Origin of the sequence: Aestuariivirga sp., assembly GCF_046294715.1 — a bacterium.
Classification (GTDB): domain Bacteria; phylum Pseudomonadota; class Alphaproteobacteria; order Rhizobiales; family Aestuariivirgaceae; genus Aestuariivirga.
Map to the genome: position 1 here is coordinate 87,298 of NZ_JBKBKI010000004.1, position 22,176 is coordinate 109,473.

The following is a 22,176-nucleotide window of genomic DNA, read 5'->3' on the forward strand; positions in this document are numbered from 1 at the left end:
CATGGTTAACGTTCTCATTCTGCCGTTGCGTCGGCAATGATTCCCCTGCCGGAGAAAAACCGCTAAGAGGGGGCCCCATTCTTCCCCGAAGGTTCTCATGAAGATCAGCTTTTCCTCCCCCAGCCTGCCGAAATCGGGCGTGCTCATCCTGCTGGTGCCCGAAAGCGGCGGCCTCACCGGTCTCGCGGCCAAGGCGGACCAGCGCTGCCAGGGCCAGATCAGCCGTGCCATGGCGGCTGCCGGCTTCACCGGCCGGCGCGACACGACACTCGACATCGTGGCGCCGGGAGGCGGTCTCGGCCGGGTGGTGCTGTTCGGGATCGGTGCCCCGGCAAGCCTCCGGCCGCTGGACCTCGAGATGCTGGGCGGTGCAACGGCGGGTGTGATCCAGGCGCTCAAGACGGAATCCGCAAGCATCGCCGTCGACGTCGACGTGACCGGGCTGGCCCCCAGGGAGGCCGCCTCGCTCATCGCATCGGGGGTGCAACTCCGCGTTTACAGCTTTACCCGCTACAAGTCGAAAAAGCCGGAAACCAGGCCGCTCAGGGAGGTGGTGCTGCTCACCCCCGACCTCCGTGGTGCAAGACAGCGCTTCGAGGCCTTCGAGGCGGTGGCGGAGGGCGTCCACCTGGCGCGCGATCTCGTCAACGAGCCTCCCAACGTGCTGCATCCCGTGGCTTTCGCCGAGCGCATGCGACCCCTTGCGAAGCATGGTCTCAAGGTGTCGGTCATGACCCCGGCGCAGATGCGCAAGCTCGGGATGAATGCGCTGCTCGGCGTGGCGCAGGGCTCGAGCCACGAGGCGCGGATCGTGGTCATGGAGTGGCGGGGGGGCAAGGCCGGAGACCAGCCGCTGGCCTTCATCGGCAAGGGCGTGACCTTCGACTCCGGCGGCATCTCGATCAAGCCCGCGCAGGGCATGGAGGACATGAAGGGCGACATGGGAGGTGCGGCCTGCGTCGCCGGCCTCATGCTGGCACTCGCCCGGCGCAAGGCCAAGGTCAACGCCATCGGCGCCATCGGCCTGGTCGAGAACATGCCGGACGGCAAGGCGCAGCGGCCGGGCGACATCGTCACCTCCATGTCGGGGCAGACGATCGCCGTGCTCAACACCGATGCGGAAGGCCGCCTCGTGCTGGCGGACGTGCTCTGGTATGTGCAGGATCGCTTCAAGCCGCGCTTCATGATCGATCTCGCCACGCTCACCGGGGCGATCCTGGTGGCGCTCGGAAAGGAGCACGCGGGGCTCTTTTCCAACAACGACGAGCTGGCCCAGCGCCTGGCGGAGGCGGGCTATGCGACGGGTGAGAAGGTATGGCGCCTGCCGCTCGCCCCCGAATACGACAAGATCATCGACCACGACGTGGCCGACGTGAAGAACACGGGCGGGCGCCACGCAGGCTCCATCACCGCGGCGCAGTTCCTGCAGCGCTTCGTCAACTCGGTGCCCTGGGCACATCTCGACGTGGCGGGCACGGCCATGGACACGCCCCGCAGCGCAATCAACCAGAGCTGGGGCGCGGGCTGGGGCGTGCGCCTGCTCAACCGGCTGGTGGCGCAGTACTACGAAGGCTGACGGGGTTCAGGCGGCGACGGCGCGCTTCAGGGGCGCGCAGCTGCTGCGCTGCATGAGCTCGACGGGGAGCACGGTGTCCTGCACCACGCCGGACTGGCCGCGCACCAGGCCGATCAGCTTTTCCGCCGCCAGGGCGCCGATTTCCGCCCGCGGCACGTGCACGGTGGTCAGGGCCGGATAGGCGAACTGGCCGTCCCAGGTGTCGTCGGCGCCCACGAATGACACGTCCCCCGGGACGTGCAGCCCACGGTCGCGGCAGACATCCATGGCCGCCGAGGCCATGGCATCCGTGGCGCAGAAGACGGCACTCGGCGGATTGGGGAGAGCGAGCAGTTCGCGCATGGCGGAGGCGGCGGCGTCCCTGCGGTTATGGCCGTTCCGCACCATCTCCGGATCGACCGAAAGGCCGAGCCTGGCCATGGCCTCGAGGAAGCCCTGGCGACGCGCGGTGGCGGGAAGCGATTCCGCCGGGCCGGCGATATGGGCGATGCGCCGGTGCCCGAGCCCGACGAGATGGCGGACGGCGGTCTCGGCGATGAGCCCGTCATCCACCCGGACGGCGGGAACCGAGCCGCCATAGACGAGATCCAGCACCTGCACCGCGGGGAGTTCCGGCCGGGGGCCGGTGAAACGGTCGACACCGGTTCCGCCGTCGATGACGATCACGCCATCGACGCGCCCGTTGCTCAGCAGGTCGGCATAGGCCTCGCGGTATTTCTCGCTCTTCGAGGTGAAGCCCACCATGATCGAGTAACCGAGCGCCAGCGCCGTGTCTTCGATGCTGCGCAGGAAGGCGGGATAGAAGGGATTGTCGATGCAGGGCACCAGAACCAGGAGGGTGTTGGTGCGCTGGATTCTGAGGGAACGCGCCACGAGGTTGACCTTGTAGCCGCAGGAGGCCGCTGCTTCGCGCACCGCCCGCCGGGTGCTGTCCGCCACCATGTCGGGGTTGCTGAGGGCGCGTGAGGCGGTCGCCACGGACACGTTGGCCAGCTTGGCGACATCCGAAAGAGTAGGACGCATGTTGTTCCACCCGCAAAAGTTTCAGGAGGAGAAAAGTAATACACAACCCAAGCGTTTCAAATTGCCAAAATCGAACATCGCCCGTCTGGCACCAACGAATCCATAATTCTGGACCAATGGATCGGTAGCGGAGTTCAAGCCGGGCGCTGGGGGGCGCAACTTGCGTAAAGCTTACTAAACAATGTGAAATTCACAACGAAGCCGATAAACTTTATCTTACGTCAAATCTGACGTGAACACTGCAGTCGATCACAGGCAGGTGCGTCAAACCGCCTCAGTAGTTACCCCTACAAACGAGTTCATCGCCAGAACCGCGCCTAGCGCAGAAAACCTTTCAGGCTCTGCGGGTTGCCGGGTTCAGCGCCGCAACCTGGCGGCGTGCCAGGCGATGTGCTCCGCCATGAAGGTGGAGATGAAGAAGTAGGAGTGGTCGTAGCCCTCCTGCATGCGGAGCGTGAGGGGAATGCCCGCTTCGGCGCAGGCTTCTTCGAGGAGCCAGGGCCGGAGCCCCTGCTCGAGGAAAGTGTCGGCGCTGCCCTGGTCCACCAGCAATTCAGGCAATCGCGCGCCGTTCCCGATCAGGGCGACCGCGTCCCACGCGGTCCAGGACGCTTCATTCGCGCCAAGATAGGCCGTGAAGGCGCCGCGCGCCCACTCCGCCTTTGCCGGGCGGACGATGGGGGCGAAGGCGGAACAGCTCCGGTAGTGCTGGGGATTTCGCAGCGCGGCGACCAAGGCGCCGTGGCCGCCCATGGAGTGGCCAAAGACCGACTGGCGCTCCATGTCCGCCATGGGGAAATGGGCGGCGACGACGCCCGGCAGTTCCGACGTCACGTAGGAGTACATCCGGTAGTTCGCGGACCAGGGCTTCTCCGTCGCATCGACGTAGAAGCCCGCTCCGCATCCGAGCTGCCAGTTGCCGGCCTCGTCCGGCACGCCCTCGCCCCGCGGGCTGGTGTCGGGGCAGACGACGATCACGCCGTGTTCGGCGGCCGCCGCGCGGTATTCTCCCTTCTCCATGACATTGGCATGGGTGCAGGTGAGGCCTGAGAGATACCACAGAACCGGCAGCTTCTCGCCCTCGCGGTGCGGCGGCACGTAGACGGCGAAGGTCATGGGGCAGGCGCAGGCTTCCGAGAGGTGCGTGTAGACGCCCTGGTTTCCGCCGTGGCTCTTCCACAGCGACTTTGTCTCGAGCGTCATCAGAACAGGATCACGCTGCGGATCGACTTGCCCTCATGCATCAGGTCGAAGGCCTTGTTGATGTCCTCGAGCGGCATGGTGTGGGTGATCATGGGGTCGATCTCGATCTTGCCGGACATGTACCAGTCGACGATCTTCGGTACGTCGGTGCGGCCCCTGGCGCCGCCGAAGGCCGTGCCCTTCCAGACGCGGCCGGTGACGAGCTGGAAGGGCCTCGTCGAGATTTCCTGGCCCGCTCCCGCGACACCGATGATGATCGACTGGCCCCAGCCGCGGTGGCAGGCCTCGAGCGCCATGCGCATCACCTTCACGTTGCCGGTGCAGTCGAAGGTGTAGTCGGCGCCGCCGATCTGGTCCGCCCCGCGCTTCGTCATGTTGACGAGATGAGGAACGAGATCGCCCTGGATCTCGCCGGGGTTCACGAAATGGGTCATGCCGAAGCGCTCGCCCCATTCCTTCTTGGACGTGTTGATATCGACGCCGATGATCATGTCGGCGCCTGCGAGCTTCAGCCCCTGTATGACGTTGAGGCCGATGCCGCCCAGGCCGAACACGATGGCCGTGGACCCGACCTCGACCTTGGCCGTGTTGATGACGGCGCCCACGCCCGTGGTGACGCCGCAGCCGACATAGCAGATCTTGTCGAAGGGGGCCGCGGCATCAACCTTCGCCACCGCGATTTCGGGCAGCACCGTGTAGTTCGAGAAGGTGGAGCAGCCCATGTAGTGATGAATCTTCCGGCCCTTCAAGGAGAAACGCGAGGTGCCGTCCGGCATGACGCCCTGGCCCTGCGTGGCGCGGATCGCCGTGCAGAGGTTGGTCTTGCGGGACAGGCAGGAGGGGCACTCGCGGCATTCGGGCGTGTAGAGGGGAATCACATGGTCGCCCTTCTTCACCGAGGTGACGCCGGGGCCCACGTCAACGACAATCCCTGCGCCCTCATGCCCGAGGATCGCCGGGAAGAGGCCTTCCGGGTCAGCGCCCGAGAGCGTGAACTCGTCGGTGTGGCAGACCCCCGTCGCCTTCACCTCGACCAGCACCTCGCCCTGCTTCGGGCCTTCGAGATCGACCTCGACGATCTCGAGGGGCTTTGCGGCTTCGAAGGCGACGGCGGCGCGGGTTTTCATGGAGCTGATCCTTTCTTGAAACGCTGGCGAAGGCTGCACATATCGCGGCTGGCGGCCGGAGGCCAGAGGCGGCATCGGTGGCCTACGGACGGAATTCCGCTGCATTCTCCGTCTTCGATCTGCCAGGCGCAATGGAGCGTATGGCAGGCGGGCGAAATTCGTCCTAGCTTCCGGCCAGCAAGAGGTTTCTGCATTCATGCGAACATGGATATTCCTGCTGACGAGCGTGGCGATCGCGGCGGCAGCGGCCTTCGGCATCAGGCATTACGGCATCGACGTCGCGGCACTGACCGGGCTGGGCGAGGCGATCACCCCAGGCCCGCCGGCACAACGCCAGGTGGCCGAGCGCGGCAATCGCGGGCCTTCGCCGGTTGAAACGGCGAGGGCCCAGCCATCACGATTGAGTGATGACATCTCGGCGATCGGCACGCTCCTCTCGCAAGAAAGCGTCGCCATCGCACCCGAGACCAGCGGCCGGGTGGCGAAGATCCTGTTCGAGGACGGGTCCAGGGTGGAGGCCGGAACGCCGCTGTTCCAGTTCGACGACGATCTCGCCCGGTCGGACCTCGAGGAGGCGAGGGCCCGGCTGAAGCTGGCGGAAGCGAATTACGCGCGCAACCAGAAGCTCCGGAAATCCGGCAACGTGGCCGAAAGCGCCTACGAGGAGGCCCTGTCGGCCCGCGACGTTGCCCGCACGGCGGTCGAATCGGCGGAGGTGCGGCTCGCCAAGCTCACCATTGCGGCACCGTTTTCCGGCACGCTCGGCTTTCGCAGCGTCTCGGAAGGCGCCTATGTGACGGCGGGAACGGCTCTCGTGCAGCTCGACAAGGTCGATCGCCTGAAGGTGAGTTTCTCGGTGCCCGAACTGCAGCAGCAGGCCCTGCAGCAGGCGAGGACGGTGGAGGTGGTGGCGGACGCGGTGCCCGGCGCGCGCTTCACCGCCGAGATCTCCGCCCTCAACCCGGCCGTCGACGTCAATGGGCGCGCACTCCAGGTTCGCGCCGACCTCGACAATGCGGCGATGAAGCTGAGGCCCGGTCTCCTCGTCCGCGTCAGCGTGAAGGGACCCGAGCGCCAGGCCGTGATGGTGCCGGAATCGGCGATCGTGCAGCGCGGCGGCAAGGCCGTTCTCTACACCGTCGCGGAGGGCAAGGCGAAGGAGATCTCCGTCCGGCTCGGCAAGCGCGTGGAAGGCAGGGTCGAAGTCGTGGAGGGAATCGCAGCCGGGGACGTGGTGGTGACGGCCGGCAATACCCGGCTCTCCAACGGTGCTGAAGTCGAGGTCGTCTCGGCCGCCGCGGCCGCCGAGTAGCCGTCATGGGCTTCACCGAACTCTGCATCAGACGGCCGGTCTTCGCGACGGTGCTGAGCCTCGTCCTCGTGCTGGCCGGGCTCATGTCCTTCTCGCGCCTGACGATCCGCGAGTACCCGAACATCGACGAGCCGCAGGTCTCGGTGCAGACCAACTATCCCGGCGCCTCAGCCGAGATCATGGAATCGCAGGTGACGCAGGTGCTCGAAGGCTCGCTCGCCGGCATCGAGGGGATCGACACCATCGAATCGACCTCGCGCGCCGAGCAGAGCCGCATCACCATCCGCTTCCGATCGACCGTCAACATCGATTCCGCCACGAGCGACGTTCGCGACCGGGTGAGCCGCGTGCGCCGGCAATTGCCGGACGAGATCACCGAGCCCAACATCTCGAAGGTCGAGGCGGATGCCCAGCCCATCATGTATCTCGTGACCCAGTCACAGACGATGGATGCGGCGGAGCTCACGGACTACGTCGACCGCTTCGTCGTCAACCGCTTCAAGAATCTCGACGGCGTGGCGGACGTGACGGTCAACGGCGAGCGGCGCTATGCCATGCGGGTGTGGATCGACACCGCGCGCCTCGCCGGCCAGGGCCTCACCGTGCAGGACGTCGAGAACGCCATCCGCAACCAGAATGCCGACATTCCGGCCGGCCGCATCGAGAGCACCGAGCGCGAGTTCACGGTTCTCTCGCGCACGGCACTCGGCACGGCGGAGGAGTTCGGCGCGATCGTGCTGAAGGAAGGCGGCGGGCTGCAGGTGCGGCTTTCGGACGTGGCGGAGGTCGAGCTCGGCACGGCCGACGTGCGCCGCGAGAGCCGCTACAACGGCACCACGGCGATCTCGATCGGCATCGTCAAGACCGCGGTGGCCAATCCGCTCGACGTGGCGCGCCAGGTGAACGAGGTGCTGCCGCGCCTCAACGCCGAGCTGCCGGAAGGGACCGCGATCTCGATCGGCTTCGATTCGACGGTGTTCATCGACCGCTCGATCGAGAACGTGTTCAAGACCATCCTCGAGGCCATCGTCCTCGTATTGCTGATCATCATCCTGTTCCTGCACTCCTTCCGCGCGGCGCTGATCCCCATCGTGACGATCCCCGTCTCGCTCGTCGCCACCTTCGCCATCATGTATGCGACGGGCCTCACGGTGAACACGCTGACGCTCCTCGCCATGGTGCTGGCGATCGGTCTCGTGGTGGACGACGCCATCGTGGTGCTGGAGAACATCTACCGCCACATCGAGGAGGGCATGAAACCCTTCGAGGCGGCGATCAGGGGTGCACGCGAGATCGGCTTCGCCGTCGTCGCGATGACGCTGACGCTCGCCGCCGTCTATGCGCCGATCGCCTTCACGCCGGGGCGCACCGGCCGGCTGTTCCTCGAATTCGCCGTGACGCTGGCGGGCGCGGTGATCGTCTCGGGCTTCGTGGCGCTGACGCTGACGCCGATGATGTGCTCGAAGCTGCTGAAGCATTCCGAACGGCGCAACATCTTCGCGCGCATCATCGAGGGGGCGCTCGACGGGCTGGAGCGCGCCTACCGGGCCAGCCTGTCGCTGGCGCTGAGGCTGCGCTTCCTCGTGCTGCTGCTGGCGCTCTGCGTGGGCGCCGCGGGCGGCTGGCTTCTGCTGCAGATGAAGTCCGAGCTCTCGCCCACCGAGGACCGCGGCACGATCATCGTCAACGGCAATGCGCCGGAGGGCTCGAGCTTCGGCTACACGCAGCGCTATGCCTCGCAGGCCGAGGAGCTTCTCGCGCAGGTGCCGGAACTGCGCTCCTATCTCATGATCGTCGGCGCCTTCGACGTCACGCAGTTCCTCTCCTTCGCCCGACTCGAAGACTGGGCGGACCGCAAGGTCTCGCAACAGGAGGTGACGCAGCAGCTCCTTCCGAAGCTCCGCAAGATCGCGGGCGTCCAGGCCTTCGCCTCCAACCCGGGTTCGCTCGGCACGCGCGGCTTCGGCAAGCCGTTCCAGTTCGTGATCCAGTCCTCGGCCTCCTACGAGGAAATCAACGAGCTCGCCAACCAGCTCGTCGAAAGGCTGAAGGACAATCCGGGGCTCGCCGACCTCGACACCGACATGCGGCTCAACAAGCCGGAAGTCGAGGTCGAAATCGACCGCAACCGGGTGGCCGACCTCGGCCTCGACGTTTCGGTGATCGGGCGCACGCTCGAAACGCTGCTCGGCGGGCGCAATGTCTCGACCTTCCAGATCGGCTCGGAGCAATACGACGTGACGGTGGCGCTGCCGGCGGCGGAACGCACCTCGCCCGAAACGCTCTCGCGCATCTTCGTGCGCGGAAAGGAGGGCCAGATGGTGCAGCTGTCGAACATCGTGAAGGCCAGGATGACGGTGGCCCCGCGCGACCTTCGCCGCTTCAACCAGCTGCGCGCCATCACCATCCAGGCGAACCTGGCGCCGGGCTACACGCTGGGCGAGGCGATCCAGGCGGTGAACCGCGCCGCGGAGGAGGTGCTGCCGTCCGGCACCGTGACGGATCTCACCGGCCAGGCGCGCGAGTTCCGCGACGCGAGCTCGAACCTGGCCCTGGTGTTCCTGATGGCGCTCGCCTTCATCTACCTGGTGCTCGCCGCGCAATTCGAGAGCTTCCGCGACCCGGTCATGATCATGGTTTCCGTGCCGCTGTCGATGACGGGCGCGCTCGCGGCACTGTGGCTCACCGGGGGAACGCTCAACGTCTATTCGCAGATCGGCCTGGTGACGCTGATCGGCCTCATCACGAAGCACGGCATCCTCATCGTCGATTTCGCCAACAAGCTGCAGCAGGAGGGCGAGGAACGGCGCAGCGCCATTCTGGAGGCGGCGCGCCTCAGGCTCCGCCCCATCCTGATGACCACCGGCGCGATGATCCTCGGCGCCATCCCGCTTGCCCTCGCCACCGGTGCCGGGGCCGAGAGCCGGCAGCAGATCGGCTGGGTGATCGTCGGCGGCATGAGCCTCGGCACGGTGCTGACGCTCTATGTCGTGCCCTGCGTCTATGCGGTGATGGGCTGGCGCCCCAGGAAGGATCAACCGGCCCTTGCGGTGCAGCCCCGCGCGGCCGGGTGAACCCCTGTTTCCCGCCTCGCCTCACGAGCGGAGCCGCACGCCATCCGGATCGAAGAGGGGCTTCTCCAGCAGCTCCGCCTCGTGCGGGCGGCCGAGGATGGCGATGGTGAACTTCTGGCCGCCGGTGGCGACATCCGCCCTCACATAGCCGAGGGCCAGCGAGTGGCCGACGGAATAGCCGTAGGCACCCGAGCTCACCTGGCCGACCGGCGTGCCGTCTGGCAGGAAGATCGGCTCGCCGCCGGAGGCATCGGCCTCCACCGCGTCGATCCTGAACATCGACAGCTTTTCGCGCGCGGGCTTCTGGGCGATCTCCAGGTAGGCATCGCGGTTGAGGAAGTCTCCCTTGTCGAGCTTGATCAGCCGGTCGAGCGCCACCTCCTGCGGCCAGTATTCCGGCGAATACTCGCGGCCCCAGCTGCCGTAACCCTTCTCGATGCGCAGCGACATCAGGGCGCGCGAGCCGACGGGCCCGGCGGCGAAATCCTCGCCCGCCTTCAGAAGTGCGCTGTAGAGCGCCACCTGGTCCTTCTCGTCGCAATGGAGTTCCCAGCCGAGATCGCCGGTGAAGGAAACGCGGATCGCCACGACGTCGACGCCCGCGACGGTGATTCGCTGCGAGCGCATGAAGGGGAAGGACGCGGCGGAGAGATCGGCGTTGGTGAGCCGCTGCAGCAGCTCGCGGGATTTCGGGCCCGCCACGTTGAAGCCGCACATGGTCTGCGTGAGCGAGCGGAAGGCCGTTCCGGCGGGGAGCGGAACCGCGTCGAAGAAGCGCATGTGATAGCGCTCCGCCATGCCGGAGCCCACGATCAGGAACTCCTCTTCGCCGAGTCGCGTGACGGTGAAGTCGCCGGCGATGCCGCCGCGCTTGCCGATGAGGGGTGTCAGGCATGAGCGGCCGGTCTGGGTGGGCATGCGGTTGGCGAGCAGCCGGTTCAGCCACTCCTCGGCGCCCGGACCCTTCACCTCGTACTTGGCGAAGTTCGAGATGTCGATGATGCCCGCGGTGTCGCGCAGCATGCGCACCTCGCGGCCGACCGGCTTCCACCAGTTCTGCCTGACGAAGCCGTAGGTCTCCTCCTTCGGCTCGCCCTCCTTCGCGTACCACAGCGGATGTTCCCAGCCGAAATTGAGGCCGAACAGCGCCCCCATGCCCTTCTGCATCTCGTAGGCCGGCCTGGTGCGCACGGGCCGGCCGGCCATGCGCTCCTCGTTCGGGAAATGGATCTTGAAACGGTTCGAGTACTGGTCCCTGACGCGGCCCTTGATGAAGCCGGCACTGTTCGCCCAGAGGCCGAAGCGGGCGAGGTCCCAGGCGAAGAGGTCGAGCGTGGGCTCGCCCTCGACGATCCACTCCGCCGAAAGCTTGCCGAGCCCGCCCGACTGGGAAAAGCCCGGAATGATGCCGCAGCAGCAGAAGTAGTTCTTCAGCTCGGGAACGGGGCCGAAGAGGGCGGCACTGTCTGGCGACCAGATCATCGGGCCGTTGATGACGCGCTTCACCCCCGCCGTGCCGATCGCCGGCACGCGGTTGATGGCCCGCATCATGTTCTCCTCGATGCGCTCGAGATCGTCGGGGAAGAGTTCGTGACCGAAGTCCTGGGGAGTTCCGTCCTCCGCCCAGAACTTCATGTCCTTCTCGTAGGCGCCGATCAGCAGGCCCTGGCCCTCCTGGCGGAGATAGTATTCGCCGTCGCGATCGGCGAGAGAAGGAAGCCGGCGCCCGAGGGCGGCGATCTCGGGAATGGTCTCGGTCACGAAATACTGGTGCTCGGTGGGGATCAGCGGCAGCTTGAGGCCTGCCATCGCCGCCACTTCGCGCGCCCAGAGCCCAGCCGCGTTCACCACCCACTGGGCGTGGATGTCGCCGCTCGGGGTCCGGACGGTCCAGGTGCCGTCGGGGCGCTGCTCGGTGGCGGTCACGGGGGTGAACCGGTGGATTTCGGCGCCACGCTGCCGGGCGCCCGCCGCATAGGCCATGGTCACGCCCGAGGGGTCGACGTTGCCGCCGTCCGGTTCGTACATGATGCAGCGGATGCCCTCGAAATTGGCGAGGGGATGGAGCTTCTCGGCTTCGGCGCGCGTCACCTCGTGGAAGCTCATGCCGTAGCGCCGCGCCTTCGCCGCCTGGATGCGGAGCTGATGCTCGCGCGCCTCGGTCTGCGCCAGATAGAGGCTGCCGGGCTGGAACACGCCGCAGCCCTGGCCGGTTTCCTTCTCGAGCTCCTTGTAGAGCTTCATCGTGTAGTGCTGGATGCGGCTGATGTTGGTGGAATCGTGAAGGCCGTGGATGTTGGCCGCCGCGTGCCATGTCGAGCCCGAAGTGAGCTCGTCCCGCTCGAGCAGGACCACGTCCGTCCAGCCCATCTTGGTCAGGTGGTAGAGGATCGAACACCCCACCAGACCGCCGCCGATCACCACCGCCTGAGCATGCTGCCGCATGAATTCCGCTCCCTTCGCGCAAGTCCGGCTCCATCACGAAAGGGAGGCCGGGCAGGCGGATTGTTACCGCCCGCCCTTCAGGGTGCATCAAAAAAACTTGAGGTCAATGGCCCCGGAAAATTTATATCGATCCGGCGAGGTAGGAGTCGAGCCAGGGCGTTCGGTAGCCGTCCTCCCGCCAGGTGATCGGGAAGAAGCTCTCGTCCATCTCGGTCGAATTCCGCTTCCGGTAGCGGGAATAGATGTAGCTGATATGGCTCGGATGGAAGGTGGCGGCGGACGAGATGCAGTGCGCGATCACGGAGCGCCTCGGGTTGGTCCCCCGGTTGTCGCGCGAGCCGTGCCACGTCTGGCCGTGGTGAATCACGCAGCTTCCCGCCGGAATCTCGATCGGAACGATCTCCGGGTCCTTGACGCCGGCCGCCTCGGCCGCCGGATAAAGATCCGCCAGCGGATCGTCCGGCGCGTGGAACTGCCTGATCGGCGGGGCCACCGGCCAGCGGTGCGAACCGCGCACATATTCTATGGTGCCCTGATAGGCCTTGGTGTCGTCGAGGGTGATCCAGCAGGTGTTCATCTCTCCAGGCACGATCCACTTGTTGTAGGAATCGTCCTGGTGGAAGCCGAGGGGCTTGGTGCCCGGCGGCTTCCAGATCACGTTGTCCTGGCCGATGCGCGCACCCGGCCAGCGCCTGAGCCTGGCGCAGGCCTCGCCCACGTCGCGGTCCAGCACGATCGAGGCGATGGTGCGGTCGGACTTCCAGCCATTGCAGATCTGCCGGGTGAGGTCCTCCCGGTCACGCCCCATGCGCCAGTTCCACTCGTCGGGATAGAGGCCGGTCTCGAACTTGCCCGAGAACATGGGCTCGAAGCGTGCCCGCGCCGCCTCCACCTGTTGCGGCGTCAGGACGTCGTGGATGATGACGAAGCCATCCCTGTCGAACGCGTCGATGTGCTGCTGGCTTAGCCTGATCATGGTATCCTCCATCCATCGCTATGGCGCGTGAATTGCAGGCTCTTGTCAAGTCGCCGCCGGGGCAGCATCGTTTCTCTTGAGGGGCTCACCCCGGAAAACTTATGGCTCGTCCCATGAAATCACTCCCGCCGCTCAACTTCATCCGCTCCTTCGAATGTGCCGCGCGGCATCTGAGCTTCACCGAGGCGGCGCGCGAACTCGGTTACACGCAGGCGGCGGTCAGCGGGCACATCCGGGCACTGGAACAATGGATCGGACAGGACCTCTTCCAGCGCGAGCCGCGCGGGCTGCGGCTCACCGAAGTGGGGGAGGCCTTCCTTCCCACCCTCCGCCAGGCGCTGAAGCAGATCGACAATGCCACCCGGGCCGTGATGACCTCGCGGCTCAACGAGGCGGTGGTCATCTCCTGCCCGGCGAGCCTGGCGCAGTCATGGCTGGCCGACTGTCTCACCGCATTCTCCCGGCAGCATCCCCACATCACCATCACCGTGCACGGCACGATCTGGGAGGACCTGAGCGAGAGGCTCTCGGACATCACCATCTCTCACTGGCGCGCCGGCGAGGCCCCGCCGGGTGCTGCGCAGCTGTGGGAAGACAGGCTGACGCTGGTTGCCGCCCCGGGCTACCTCAAGGGTCATCCCCGGCACAATCTCCCCCAGGCGCTTGCGAACGCCGTCTGGATCCAGGTTCTGGGCCGGGAGGAATACTGGCAGTGCATGGCCGAAGCCCTCAGGCTGGGCGACACCGGACATGACATGCGCATTTCCGTCAACATGATGAACATGGCGCTCGAATATGCCGCGCGGGGTGCGGGCATCACCGTGGCGCCGCGCTCGCTGGCCGCACCCTTCATCCAGCGCAAACTGCTCATCGAGCCGGCACAGGTGCGGCCCCTCTCTCCGTGGGCGTATTATCTCCACGAGAGCCGGCATGCCAAGGGCCGCAGCGCCGGCGCGGTGAAGCGCTGGATCCTGCAGCAGGCCGAGCGCATGCAGCGCGAGGGCTGAAAGGTCAGATCTCGGCGCCCATCAGATCCTGTCGGGCCTGCTCGAGATGGCGGGAAACGAGCTCGGCCGCCGCCTGCGGGTCGCGCTGCTCCAGCGCCTCGAAGATGGCCCGGTGCTGCCTGTTGTAGCTCGAGATCTTCTCCGGAAGCAGGATGAGCTTCTTCATCCGGTCCCACTGGGCATGCAGCCGAACCATGTTCACTTCCTGGTAAATGCGCACGATCAGCGGATTGCGCGAGCAGCGTGCAAGCTCGAGGTGGAACTCCGAATCGAGCTGGGTGAACAGGTTCTGGTCGATGCCCGGCCCCTCGAGGCGCCTGAGGACATCCTCGATGCGGTCGAGATCGGACTTGGTGGCGTGGATGCTGGCGAGCCGGGTCATGTAGGGCTCCACCGCGAAGCGGGTCTCGATGAGCTGAAGCGGGCTGACGAGATCGGCGATGTCCTCGAGGCCCTGGTGGCGGGGCCCGGCATAATTCACGAAGGTGCCGCTGCCGACGCGCCGAACGACGAGGTTCTTCTTCTCCAGTTCGTCGAGCACCTTGCGAATGGTCGAGCGGGCGGTTCCAAAGGTGATGGCGAGCTGGCGTTCGGCAGGCAACTGGTCGCCATCGGCATAAACCCCGTTCTCGATGGCCTTCTCCAGGCGCCCCATGATGACCCGTGTCGTGCGGGTGAGCGCGGATATGGGCTCAACGATTTCCTTCGTGAGTTCAGGCACTTGCCTCTCCCATCGCTGTTGTATTCATACCAATTGGCGGGGAATGGTTGGGATTGGACATATTTGGTTTGCAATCGGCCCCGGATTGTGGATCAATAAGCCCCGATGGAAGGCTCGCGTCAAGGTCGGCAAACGGCGGGCGGGCAACCGGGAGGCAAGTGAATTGGAATTCTGGGACAAAAGGAAACTGTCACAGGCTGCATGGGCAGGGCGTCCCGACGGGCGCTCCGCCAACGGAGTTCGACGGCACGGCTGATGATCATCATCCGTGCCGTTTCTGTTTTTGGTTTGAATGATCCGAAGTGGGCGAGAAGTCCCAAACCAGGCGAGAGGAAACGTCGATGACCGACTACGAGAATTTCATCAAGACTCCCGGGCGCGATGACTTGATCAAGCAAGTTCGAAAGAAGATCGACGCGCTCGGCATTCAGTACCTGTACCTCCAGTTCGTGTCGGTCACCGGCCGCATCATGGGCAAGGGAATTCCAGCCGACCACTGGGAGAACATCGCGAACGGCGGGTTTCAGCTCGTCTACGGCTCCACCGTCAACCTGTTCATGAACCGTCGCGGCGAGTATCTGGGGTATGGCCCCGAGGCAGCCGAACTCGTCGGCGTGCCGGAGCCCGAAACCTTCATGCAATTGCCGTGGGACACGCGCGTGGCCCGCATGTTCTGCACGCTGTTCCGCAACCGCGAGGAGCGCGAGGACCCCGGCGCCTATCTCACCGCCGATTGCCGCGGCAACCTGCGCCGCATCCATGACCAGTTCGAGAAAGACCATGGCATGCGCATGCGCCACGGCACCGAACCGGAAATGATGTGGCTGAAGAAGGACGAGAACGGCAATCCCAACGGCGGCTTCTCGCGTCCCTACTGCTATCACATCGACCAGTTCGAGAGCCTCCGCCCCGTCTACATGAAGGTCATCGAGTATGGCCGCAAGATGGGCCTCGACATGATCCAGGGCGATCATGAGGATGCGCCGGGCCAGATCGAGCTGAACTTCAACTACGACGATGCGCTGCGCACCGCAGACCGGCTGACGACCTTCCGCCAGATCTGCGCGCAGGTCGCCCGCGAGTTCAACATCATCGCCTGCTTCATGTGCAAGCCGTTCATGGGCGTCTCGGCCAATGGCTGCCACCACAACATCTCGCTGTGGACCGGCGGCGCCGACGAGTTCAAGGCGCTCGGCAACGACCCCAAGAACCTGCCGGGCCTCGAGCACAGCTACATGTACCGCCGCGGCGGCACCAACACCTTCATGCCGGAAGGCAAGGACCCGCGCATGCCCGGCAAGATCGGACTCTGCACGATCGGCGGCATCGTCAAGCATCTCAGCGCCCTCACGGCGATCGGGTGCTCGACCGTCAACTCCTACCGCCGCCTGTGGGACACGGGCTTCTGGGCGCCGGTCTTCGCCGACTGGGGCTTCCAGAACCGCACGACCGGCCTTCGCGTCTCGGCGCCCGGCCGTTTCGAATACCGCGCCGTCGACTCCATGGTGAATCCCTACATCATGGCGGCCGCCATCCTGAAGGCGGCGGACGACGGAATCCGCAACAACATCGATCCCGGCCAGCCGGAGGAGCGCAACATCTACGCCGCCATGGAGGCCGGCAAACAGGTGAGGAAGCTGCCGATGACTCTGGGCGACGCGCTCGAGGCGCTGAAGGGCGACGAGGTGATCCGCTCCGCCATGCCGGGCGAGATGCACCGTCTCTACGACGAGTACAAGCGCGACGAATGGGAGCGCTTCCTCCACACCTCCACCGAGTGGGACCTCGAAAACTACCTGAACTGCCTGCCATAAGGAGACGAACGACAGCCATGTGCGGTATCGCAGGATTGATCCATCGCAACGGCGCCGGCAACATCGGTCAGGAAATGACCGCGATGCTGCAGTCGCTGAAGCACCGTGGGCCGGACTCGACCGGCTATGCCATCTACGGAACGCCCGGACGCAACGAGTACGTCATGCGCTTCAAGGTGGCCGAACAGGAAGACATGTCGAAGGGCTTCGACATTCATGACGAGGTGCGGCGCCGCCGCGCCAAGGTCGAAGAGCGTCTCACGAACCTGGGCGTCCAGGTGATCGACCGCGACGACGCGACCGAATATGCCTACCGTTACCGGATCCACTTCGACGGCGACATGAAGAAGCTCGCCGACTACGTCGAGGACGTGGAAGGAACCGAGATCCTGTCGATGGGCAACGCTCTCGAGCTGATCAAGGATCTGGGTGACGCCGCAAGGGTGTCCAGCCAGTATTCGCTGAGCAACTTCCGGGGCACCCACGGCATCGGCCATACGCGCATGGCCACCGAATCGGACGTCGACATCCGCTCGGCACATCCCTACTGGGCCTATCCGTACAACGACATCGCCGTTGTCCACAACGGACAGATCACCAACTACTGGATGATGCGCCGCGAGTTCGAGCGGAAGGGGCATCGCTTCATGTCGAACTGCGACTCGGAGCTGCTGGCGGTCTACACCGCCTACAATCTCGAACATGGCGCGACGCTCGAGGACTCGCTGCGCCAGTCGATCCAGGACATCGACGGCGTCTTCACCTACCTGGTGTCGACGAAGGACGCGCTGGGCATGGCGAAGGACACGATGGCTGCGAAGCCGATGGTCCTCTACGAAAGCGACGACCTCGTGGCGCTGGCCTCGGAAGAGGTGGCGATCCGCTCGGTCGTGCATCATGAAATCGACACCTGGGATCCCTACGATGAGGAGGTTCGCGTATGGCGGGCGTGACGACGGCAAAGAAGGAGCATCTCAGCCATGAGATGGGCATGCACACGGAAGGCCTCGTCGGCCGGACGCAGCAGCGCTTCTTCGACATCAGCGAAGAGAATGTGGGCTACGGCTATCCGGATGCGCCGGACGTCGACTTCAACAAGCGCGCCGAGATCGACTGCGAGAACCTGGAGACGCGGCAGATCAATTCGCAACTGCGCGACCTGATCCGCCACGGCTTCGGCACCATCGTGCTGAAGAATCCGGGCTCCAAGCACTCGATCGCGGTGGGCGTCCTGAACCGTCTCAATCTCTACATCGAAGGCTCCTGCGGCTACTTCGCCTGCGGCCTGACGGATGGGCCCAACATCCGCATCAAGGGCCGCGTCGGCTGGGCCTGCGGGGAGAACATGCTCGCTGGCACCATCGTCATCGAGAAGAACGCGGGCTCGCAGTTCGGCGCCGCACTCCGCGGCGGCGATCTCGTCTGCAAGGGTTCGGTGGGTGCCCGCACCGGCATCGACCAGAAAGGCGGCAACATCATCATCGGCGGTGACACGGGCTCGTTCTCCGGCTTCATGATGCAGCGCGGCCGCATGGTGATCCTCGGCGACGCCGGGAAGAACCTCGGGGACTCGATGTATGACGGCACCATCTATCTCGGCGGCGAGGCGCGTTCTCTCGGCGTCGACGCGGTGCCGGGCGAGATGACCGATCTCGACCGCCAGTGGCTCACCCGCAAGCTCAAGATGTACGACATGTACCCGAAGCAGGGCATCGGCCACATCAAGAAGATCGTCGCCGGCAAGCAGCTCTGGAACTACGACAACCTCGAACCGGGCGAAAAGAAGCTCGTACTGTGATGAGGATCTGAAATGACAAAGAAGAAGAAGACCCGCGCCGTGGCCGCGAAGAAGGCAATCGCCGTGAGACGTTCGGCTTCGGTGGATGTCAAGAACGCGGCCGGCAAGTCCGCCGCTGCCCGCACTGCCACCGGCATGGCGGCGCTCGGCGGCCGCGCCCCGGCGGAAACGAAGAAATACATTCTCGGATCGTCGAAGATCTTCACGCCCGACGTGATCAACGACATCCACATCAAGTCGGAGCTCGGCAGATACCGCATGCGCGGTTTCTCGCTGTTCAAGAAAATCCCCCACTGGGACGACCTGACCTTCCTGCCCGGAACGCTCACGCGCTTCGTGATCGAAGGTTATCGCGAGAAGTGCGAGACGAAGACGGTGATCGGACCGCGCGCCAAGCGGCCGATCGTGCTCGACATCCCGATCTACGTGACCGGCATGTCCTTCGGCGCGCTGTCCTACGAGGCGAAGATCGCGCTCGCCCGCGGCGCAACGATGGCGGGCTCCGCCACCTGTTCGGGCGAGGGCGGCATGATCCCCGACGAACGGCGCTATTCGGAGCGCTGGCTCTACCAGTGCATCCAGTCCCGCTACGGGTTCAACCCGCACCATCTGCGGCTTGCGGATGCTTGCGAGTTCTTCATCGGGCAGGGCTGCAAGGTCGGCCTCGGCGGGCATCTCATGGGCCAGAAGGTGACGGACCAGGTGGCCGAGATGCGCTCGCTTCCGGCCGGCATCGACCAGCGTTCGCCCGCCCGGCACCCGGACTGGCTCGGGCCGGACGACCTGGCACTCAAGATCCAGGAGATCCGCGAGGCCACCAACCACGAGATCCCGATCCAGCTCAAACTCGGCGCGGCCCGCGTCTATGACGACGTGCGCATGGCTGTGAAGTGCGATCCGGATTCGATCTACATCGACTCCATGGAAGGCGGCACGGGAGCGGGACCCCACATCGCCACCGAGGACACGGGCATTCCCGGCATCGCGGCCATCCGCGAGGCCAGGCGTGCGATCGATGAGCTCGGCAAGAAAGGGCAGATCTCGCTCGTCTACGCCGGCGGCATCCGCAACGGCGGCGACGTGGCGAAGGCGCTCGCGCTGGGCGCCGACGCCATCGCCATCGGCCACTCCGTCATGATGGCGCTGAACTGCAACAAGCACATCGACGGCGTCACCGATTATCCGAACGAGATCGGTGTGGAAGCCGGTTACTGCTACCATTGCCACACGGGCCGCTGCCCGGTGGGCGTGGCCACGCAGGACCCGGTCCTGCGCAGCCGCCTCGACCCCGACAAGGCGGCCGAGCGTGTCTACAACTTCCTTCACACGCTCACCATGGAAGCGCAGTTGCTTGCCCGCGCCTGCGGCAAGACCAACATCCATTCGCTGGAGCCCGAAGACCTCGCGGCGCTGACGATGGAGGCCTCCGCCATGTGCAAGGTGCCGCTCGCGGGCACCAACTACGTGGTGGGCCACGAGGCCCTGGCCGATGCCGGCGGCAATTATCACAGATACTGATCGGAGAGAGACATGGCAGGCACAAGCTACAAGGGCTCCGAGATCAAGGACGTCAACCAGTTCATCAAGGATGCCAAGGGCCTCTCTTCCAGCCGGGAGAAGGAGATCGGCCAGCACATTGGTTATCGCTACGACGTCAACCTCATTCCCGACTACTCGCGCATCACGCCTTTCCTGAAAGGCTACATGGAGTTCATGGGCTGGGAGGACCTGAACTGGCTCGAGGACGTGCACATGGGCTACGAGGAGGGCGAACCCGCCATCTTCGACCGCAACGTGAACGGCTGGGTGCGGATTCCGAAGAAGATCGTGCTCCCGGACAACCAGCAGGACCGCGACATGATGGCGAGGGAACTGCTCATCAAGTTCCAGATGAGCCCCAAGCATCCGATGGTGCAGCTCAACAAGGCCTATCGCAAGTTCTGAGAACAAGGGGGGGCCCGGCTCACGACGCCGGGCCCCTTCCCAATTCCCGACTCTAGACGACCGCTCCGATGGCGCTGCGCCAGTCCGGCTTGAAGCCGAGCACGACCGAGTCGTTGGGTATGTTCGGATTGAAGGCGCGGGCATGCCACAGGCTGAAGTCGCGCGCCTCGTCCTTGGCGCCGATCTGCCTTACCTTGGCGAACATGCGGTAGCTCTGGCTGTACTGCTCGAAATCCATCAGTACTTCCTTGAGCTTCACCATCTGTGCTGCGAGTGGAGAGGACGGGGCGAAGACGGCTGTCATCTCGTCCCGGAACAGCTCCGGAAGCTGGTAGAATTCGCCGGCGAAGTAACTCACCACGGCGTTGCGCGCCTGCTTGTGCTCTGTCGTCTTCTGAACCTGGAAGCGGAGGAACGCGAGCGAGGGTCCCATCTCCTCCGGCACGAGCAGCACCGTCAGGGCAGGGCTCAGCACGTCGCCCTTGCGGCTCGAGATGCGGGGCCGCATGGCCGGCATCGGCATCCCCTCGTGGTTGCGAACCGACATCTGCCGGATGCGGCACTGCCAGCCGATGAATTCCTGCTGCAGTGCGATATTGCGCAATTGCCGCATCGTTTTCTTCCAATTGCCACTTTACAGAGTGGTATAGAATTCGCCTAATGTGGTTGCAATTGGTTTCGCCGCGGGAACAACAATTCGGGAGGAGATGAATGACACGCGTAGCCGTAATCGGGGCTGGCCCGTCTGGTCTTGCCGCACTCCGTGCCTTTCAGTCGGCAAAGGCGAAAGGTGCGGAGATTCCCGAGATCGTCTGCTTCGAGAAGCAGGACGACTGGGGTGGCCTGTGGAAATACACCTGGCGGACCGGCCTCGACGAATATGGCGAGCCCGTGCACTGCTCGATGTACCGCTATCTGTGGTCCAACGGCCCGAAGGAATGCCTGGAATTCGCCGACTACACCTTCGAGGAGCATTTCGGCAAGCCTATCGCATCCTACCCGCCGCGTGCGGTGCTGTGGGACTACATCGTCGGGCGCGTGAAGAAGGCAGGCGTGCGCGACTGGATCCGCTTCAACAGCCCCGTGCGCATGGTCGATTACGACAAGGGCACCGGCAAGTTCCATGTGACTGCGCATGACCGGCCGAACGACAGGATGTACACGGAGGAATTCGACTACGTGATCTGCGCCAACGGCCACTTCTCGACGCCGCACGTGCCGTTCTTCCCCGGCCTCGACAGCTTCAATGGCCGCGTGCTCCACGCCCATGACTTCCGCGACGCGCTGGAATTCAAGGGCAAGGACATCCTCATCGTCGGCCGCAGCTATTCGGCGGAGGACATCGGTTCGCAGTGCTGGAAGTATGGTGCCAAATCGGTGACCACCACCTACCGCTCGAAGCCCATGGGCTTCAAGTGGCCGGAGAACTTCGAGGAGCGTCCGCTGCTGCAGAAGGTCGTCGGCAAGACGGCGTACTTCAAGGACGGCAGCACGAAGGACGTCGATGCCATCATCCTCTGCACCGGCTACCAGCACTATTTCCCCTTCCTGCCGGAGGAACTCCGCCTCAAGACGGCGAACCGCCTGTGGCCGGAGAATCTCTACAAGGGTGTCGTGTGGCAGGCCAATCCGAAGTTCTTCTACATCGGCATGCAGGACCAGTTCTACACCTTCAACATGTTCGACGCCCAGGCGTGGTACGTGCGCGACATCATCCTCGGCCGCATCAAGCTGCCCTCGGCGGACGAGATGCGGAAGGACTGGCAGAAATGGCTTGCGCGCGAGGAGAAGCTCGAGAATGCCGAGCAGCAGATCTGGTTCCAGGGCGATTACGTCAAGGAGCTGATCGACGCCACGGATTATCCCTCCTTCGACATCGAGGGCGTGAACAAGACTTTCATGGAGTGGGAGCACCACAAGATGGAAGACATCATGGGCTTCCGCAACAACTCCTACCGCTCGCTGATGACCGGCAACATGAGCCCCAAGCATCACACACCGTGGAAGGACGCGCTCGACGACTCGATGGAGGCCTATCTCCGCGACTCGGTGAAGGAAGTGGCCTGAGCGGGGCTCAGGCCCTCACCCGCCCTTCGGGACCCTCCCTCTCCCATGGCTTTGCCACGGGAGAGGGGAAGTCTTCATTTCACCATGAG

At 64.9% G+C, this 22,176-nt stretch carries 17 protein-coding genes; 10 read left to right on the plus strand and 7 right to left on the minus strand.

The window, feature by feature from the left end; all coding sequences use genetic code 11:
* The first annotated feature begins 97 nt into the window (after positions 1-97).
* Positions 98-1,576 (plus strand): leucyl aminopeptidase, encoded by a 1,479-nt coding sequence (locus ACK4HL_RS04430; RefSeq protein ID WP_409756833.1) that lies wholly within the window; start codon positions 98-100, stop codon positions 1,574-1,576.
* 6 nt (positions 1,577-1,582) lie between these two features.
* On the opposite strand, the gene ACK4HL_RS04435 is transcribed toward ACK4HL_RS04430, so the two are convergent.
* The 3 genes from ACK4HL_RS04435 to ACK4HL_RS04445 form a co-directional block, all read right to left on the minus strand.
* A complete protein-coding gene (locus ACK4HL_RS04435) occupies positions 1,583-2,599 on the minus strand; it encodes a LacI family DNA-binding transcriptional regulator (RefSeq protein WP_409756834.1) in 1,017 nt (338 codons plus the stop codon).
* A 357-nt stretch (positions 2,600-2,956) separates the two neighbouring features.
* Positions 2,957-3,802: an S-formylglutathione hydrolase gene (gene fghA / locus ACK4HL_RS04440; protein WP_409756835.1), complete on the minus strand. Its 846-nt coding sequence runs from the start codon at positions 3,800-3,802 to the stop codon at positions 2,957-2,959.
* Positions 3,802-4,929: an S-(hydroxymethyl)glutathione dehydrogenase/class III alcohol dehydrogenase gene (locus ACK4HL_RS04445; RefSeq protein WP_409756836.1), complete on the minus strand. Its 1,128-nt coding sequence runs from the start codon at positions 4,927-4,929 to the stop codon at positions 3,802-3,804. Before ACK4HL_RS04445 ends, fghA begins: the two co-directional genes overlap by 1 nt.
* Positions 4,930-5,125: 196 nt before the next feature.
* Here ACK4HL_RS04445 and ACK4HL_RS04450 point away from each other — a divergent pair, with 196 nt between their 5' ends.
* Entirely contained in the window at positions 5,126-6,241 is a 1,116-nt protein-coding gene (locus ACK4HL_RS04450; RefSeq protein ID WP_409756837.1) for an efflux RND transporter periplasmic adaptor subunit, read from the plus strand.
* A 5-nt stretch (positions 6,242-6,246) separates the two neighbouring features.
* Positions 6,247-9,315: an efflux RND transporter permease subunit gene (locus ACK4HL_RS04455; protein ID WP_409756838.1), complete on the plus strand. Its 3,069-nt coding sequence runs from the start codon at positions 6,247-6,249 to the stop codon at positions 9,313-9,315.
* A 21-nt stretch (positions 9,316-9,336) separates the two neighbouring features.
* On the opposite strand, the gene ACK4HL_RS04460 is transcribed toward ACK4HL_RS04455, so the two are convergent.
* Both ACK4HL_RS04460 and ACK4HL_RS04465 read right to left on the minus strand, forming a co-directional pair.
* Positions 9,337-11,760 carry an FAD-dependent oxidoreductase gene (locus ACK4HL_RS04460; RefSeq protein ID WP_409756839.1) on the minus strand — a complete coding sequence of 808 codons (2,424 nt, stop codon included), beginning with the start codon at positions 11,758-11,760 and terminating at the stop codon, positions 9,337-9,339.
* 121 nt (positions 11,761-11,881) lie between these two features.
* The gene (locus ACK4HL_RS04465) at positions 11,882-12,736 is read right to left on the minus strand and encodes a phytanoyl-CoA dioxygenase family protein (RefSeq protein ID WP_409756840.1); all 855 of its coding nucleotides are present in this window, start codon (positions 12,734-12,736) and stop codon (positions 11,882-11,884) included.
* A 113-nt stretch (positions 12,737-12,849) separates the two neighbouring features.
* Between ACK4HL_RS04465 and ACK4HL_RS04470 the strand changes: the two genes are divergently transcribed.
* A complete protein-coding gene (locus ACK4HL_RS04470) occupies positions 12,850-13,743 on the plus strand; it encodes a LysR substrate-binding domain-containing protein (protein WP_409756841.1) in 894 nt (297 codons plus the stop codon).
* A gap of 4 nt (positions 13,744-13,747) precedes the next feature.
* On the opposite strand, the gene ACK4HL_RS04475 is transcribed toward ACK4HL_RS04470, so the two are convergent.
* A complete protein-coding gene (locus ACK4HL_RS04475) occupies positions 13,748-14,464 on the minus strand; it encodes a FadR/GntR family transcriptional regulator (protein ID WP_409756842.1) in 717 nt (238 codons plus the stop codon).
* 341 nt (positions 14,465-14,805) lie between these two features.
* Here ACK4HL_RS04475 and ACK4HL_RS04480 point away from each other — a divergent pair, with 341 nt between their 5' ends.
* From ACK4HL_RS04480 to ACK4HL_RS04500, 5 genes are all read left to right on the plus strand, one after another.
* Entirely contained in the window at positions 14,806-16,278 is a 1,473-nt protein-coding gene (locus ACK4HL_RS04480; RefSeq protein ID WP_409756843.1) for a glutamine synthetase family protein, read from the plus strand.
* Positions 16,279-16,295: 17 nt separating this feature from the next.
* Positions 16,296-17,231, plus strand: coding sequence for a glutamine amidotransferase (locus tag ACK4HL_RS04485; protein WP_409756844.1), 936 nt, complete (start codon positions 16,296-16,298; stop codon positions 17,229-17,231).
* Positions 17,219-18,076: a GXGXG motif-containing protein gene (locus tag ACK4HL_RS04490; RefSeq protein ID WP_409756845.1), complete on the plus strand. Its 858-nt coding sequence runs from the start codon at positions 17,219-17,221 to the stop codon at positions 18,074-18,076. Before ACK4HL_RS04485 ends, ACK4HL_RS04490 begins: the two co-directional genes overlap by 13 nt.
* 135 nt (positions 18,077-18,211) lie before the next feature.
* The gene (locus tag ACK4HL_RS04495; RefSeq protein WP_409756941.1) at positions 18,212-19,594 is read left to right on the plus strand and encodes an FMN-binding glutamate synthase family protein; all 1,383 of its coding nucleotides are present in this window, start codon (positions 18,212-18,214) and stop codon (positions 19,592-19,594) included.
* Positions 19,595-19,606: 12 nt separating this feature from the next.
* On the plus strand, positions 19,607-20,020 hold the full coding sequence (locus ACK4HL_RS04500) for a hypothetical protein (RefSeq protein ID WP_409756846.1): 414 nt from the start codon (positions 19,607-19,609) through the stop codon (positions 20,018-20,020).
* Between the two features lie 52 nt (positions 20,021-20,072).
* Here ACK4HL_RS04500 and ACK4HL_RS04505 read toward each other — a convergent pair whose 3' ends face one another.
* Positions 20,073-20,633, minus strand: a complete 561-nt coding sequence (locus tag ACK4HL_RS04505) for a hypothetical protein (protein ID WP_409756847.1) — start codon at positions 20,631-20,633, stop codon at positions 20,073-20,075.
* A 98-nt stretch (positions 20,634-20,731) separates the two neighbouring features.
* Here ACK4HL_RS04505 and ACK4HL_RS04510 point away from each other — a divergent pair, with 98 nt between their 5' ends.
* Positions 20,732-22,087 (plus strand): NAD(P)-binding domain-containing protein, encoded by a 1,356-nt coding sequence (locus ACK4HL_RS04510; RefSeq protein WP_409756848.1) that lies wholly within the window; start codon positions 20,732-20,734, stop codon positions 22,085-22,087.
* Positions 22,088-22,176 lie beyond the last annotated feature (89 nt).

Coding starts and splice junctions, on each gene's coding strand:
- ACK4HL_RS04480 (WP_409756843.1), top strand. CDS start 14,806: ATGACCGACTACGAGAATTTCATCAAGACTCCCGGGCGCGATGACTTG.
- ACK4HL_RS04435 (WP_409756834.1), bottom strand. CDS start 2,599: ATGCGTCCTACTCTTTCGGATGTCGCCAAGCTGGCCAACGTGTCCGTG.
- fghA (WP_409756835.1), bottom strand. CDS start 3,802: ATGACGCTCGAGACAAAGTCGCTGTGGAAGAGCCACGGCGGAAACCAG.
- ACK4HL_RS04470 (WP_409756841.1), top strand. CDS start 12,850: ATGAAATCACTCCCGCCGCTCAACTTCATCCGCTCCTTCGAATGTGCC.
- ACK4HL_RS04465 (WP_409756840.1), bottom strand. CDS start 12,736: ATGATCAGGCTAAGCCAGCAGCACATCGACGCGTTCGACAGGGATGGC.
- ACK4HL_RS04460 (WP_409756839.1), bottom strand. CDS start 11,760: ATGCGGCAGCATGCTCAGGCGGTGGTGATCGGCGGCGGTCTGGTGGGG.
- ACK4HL_RS04510 (WP_409756848.1), top strand. CDS start 20,732: ATGACACGCGTAGCCGTAATCGGGGCTGGCCCGTCTGGTCTTGCCGCA.
- ACK4HL_RS04485 (WP_409756844.1), top strand. CDS start 16,296: ATGTGCGGTATCGCAGGATTGATCCATCGCAACGGCGCCGGCAACATC.
- ACK4HL_RS04505 (WP_409756847.1), bottom strand. CDS start 20,633: ATGCGGCAATTGCGCAATATCGCACTGCAGCAGGAATTCATCGGCTGG.
- ACK4HL_RS04495 (WP_409756941.1), top strand. CDS start 18,212: ATGGCGGCGCTCGGCGGCCGCGCCCCGGCGGAAACGAAGAAATACATT.
- ACK4HL_RS04450 (WP_409756837.1), top strand. CDS start 5,126: ATGCGAACATGGATATTCCTGCTGACGAGCGTGGCGATCGCGGCGGCA.
- ACK4HL_RS04500 (WP_409756846.1), top strand. CDS start 19,607: ATGGCAGGCACAAGCTACAAGGGCTCCGAGATCAAGGACGTCAACCAG.
- ACK4HL_RS04490 (WP_409756845.1), top strand. CDS start 17,219: ATGGCGGGCGTGACGACGGCAAAGAAGGAGCATCTCAGCCATGAGATG.
- ACK4HL_RS04430 (WP_409756833.1), top strand. CDS start 98: ATGAAGATCAGCTTTTCCTCCCCCAGCCTGCCGAAATCGGGCGTGCTC.
- ACK4HL_RS04445 (WP_409756836.1), bottom strand. CDS start 4,929: ATGAAAACCCGCGCCGCCGTCGCCTTCGAAGCCGCAAAGCCCCTCGAG.
- ACK4HL_RS04455 (WP_409756838.1), top strand. CDS start 6,247: ATGGGCTTCACCGAACTCTGCATCAGACGGCCGGTCTTCGCGACGGTG.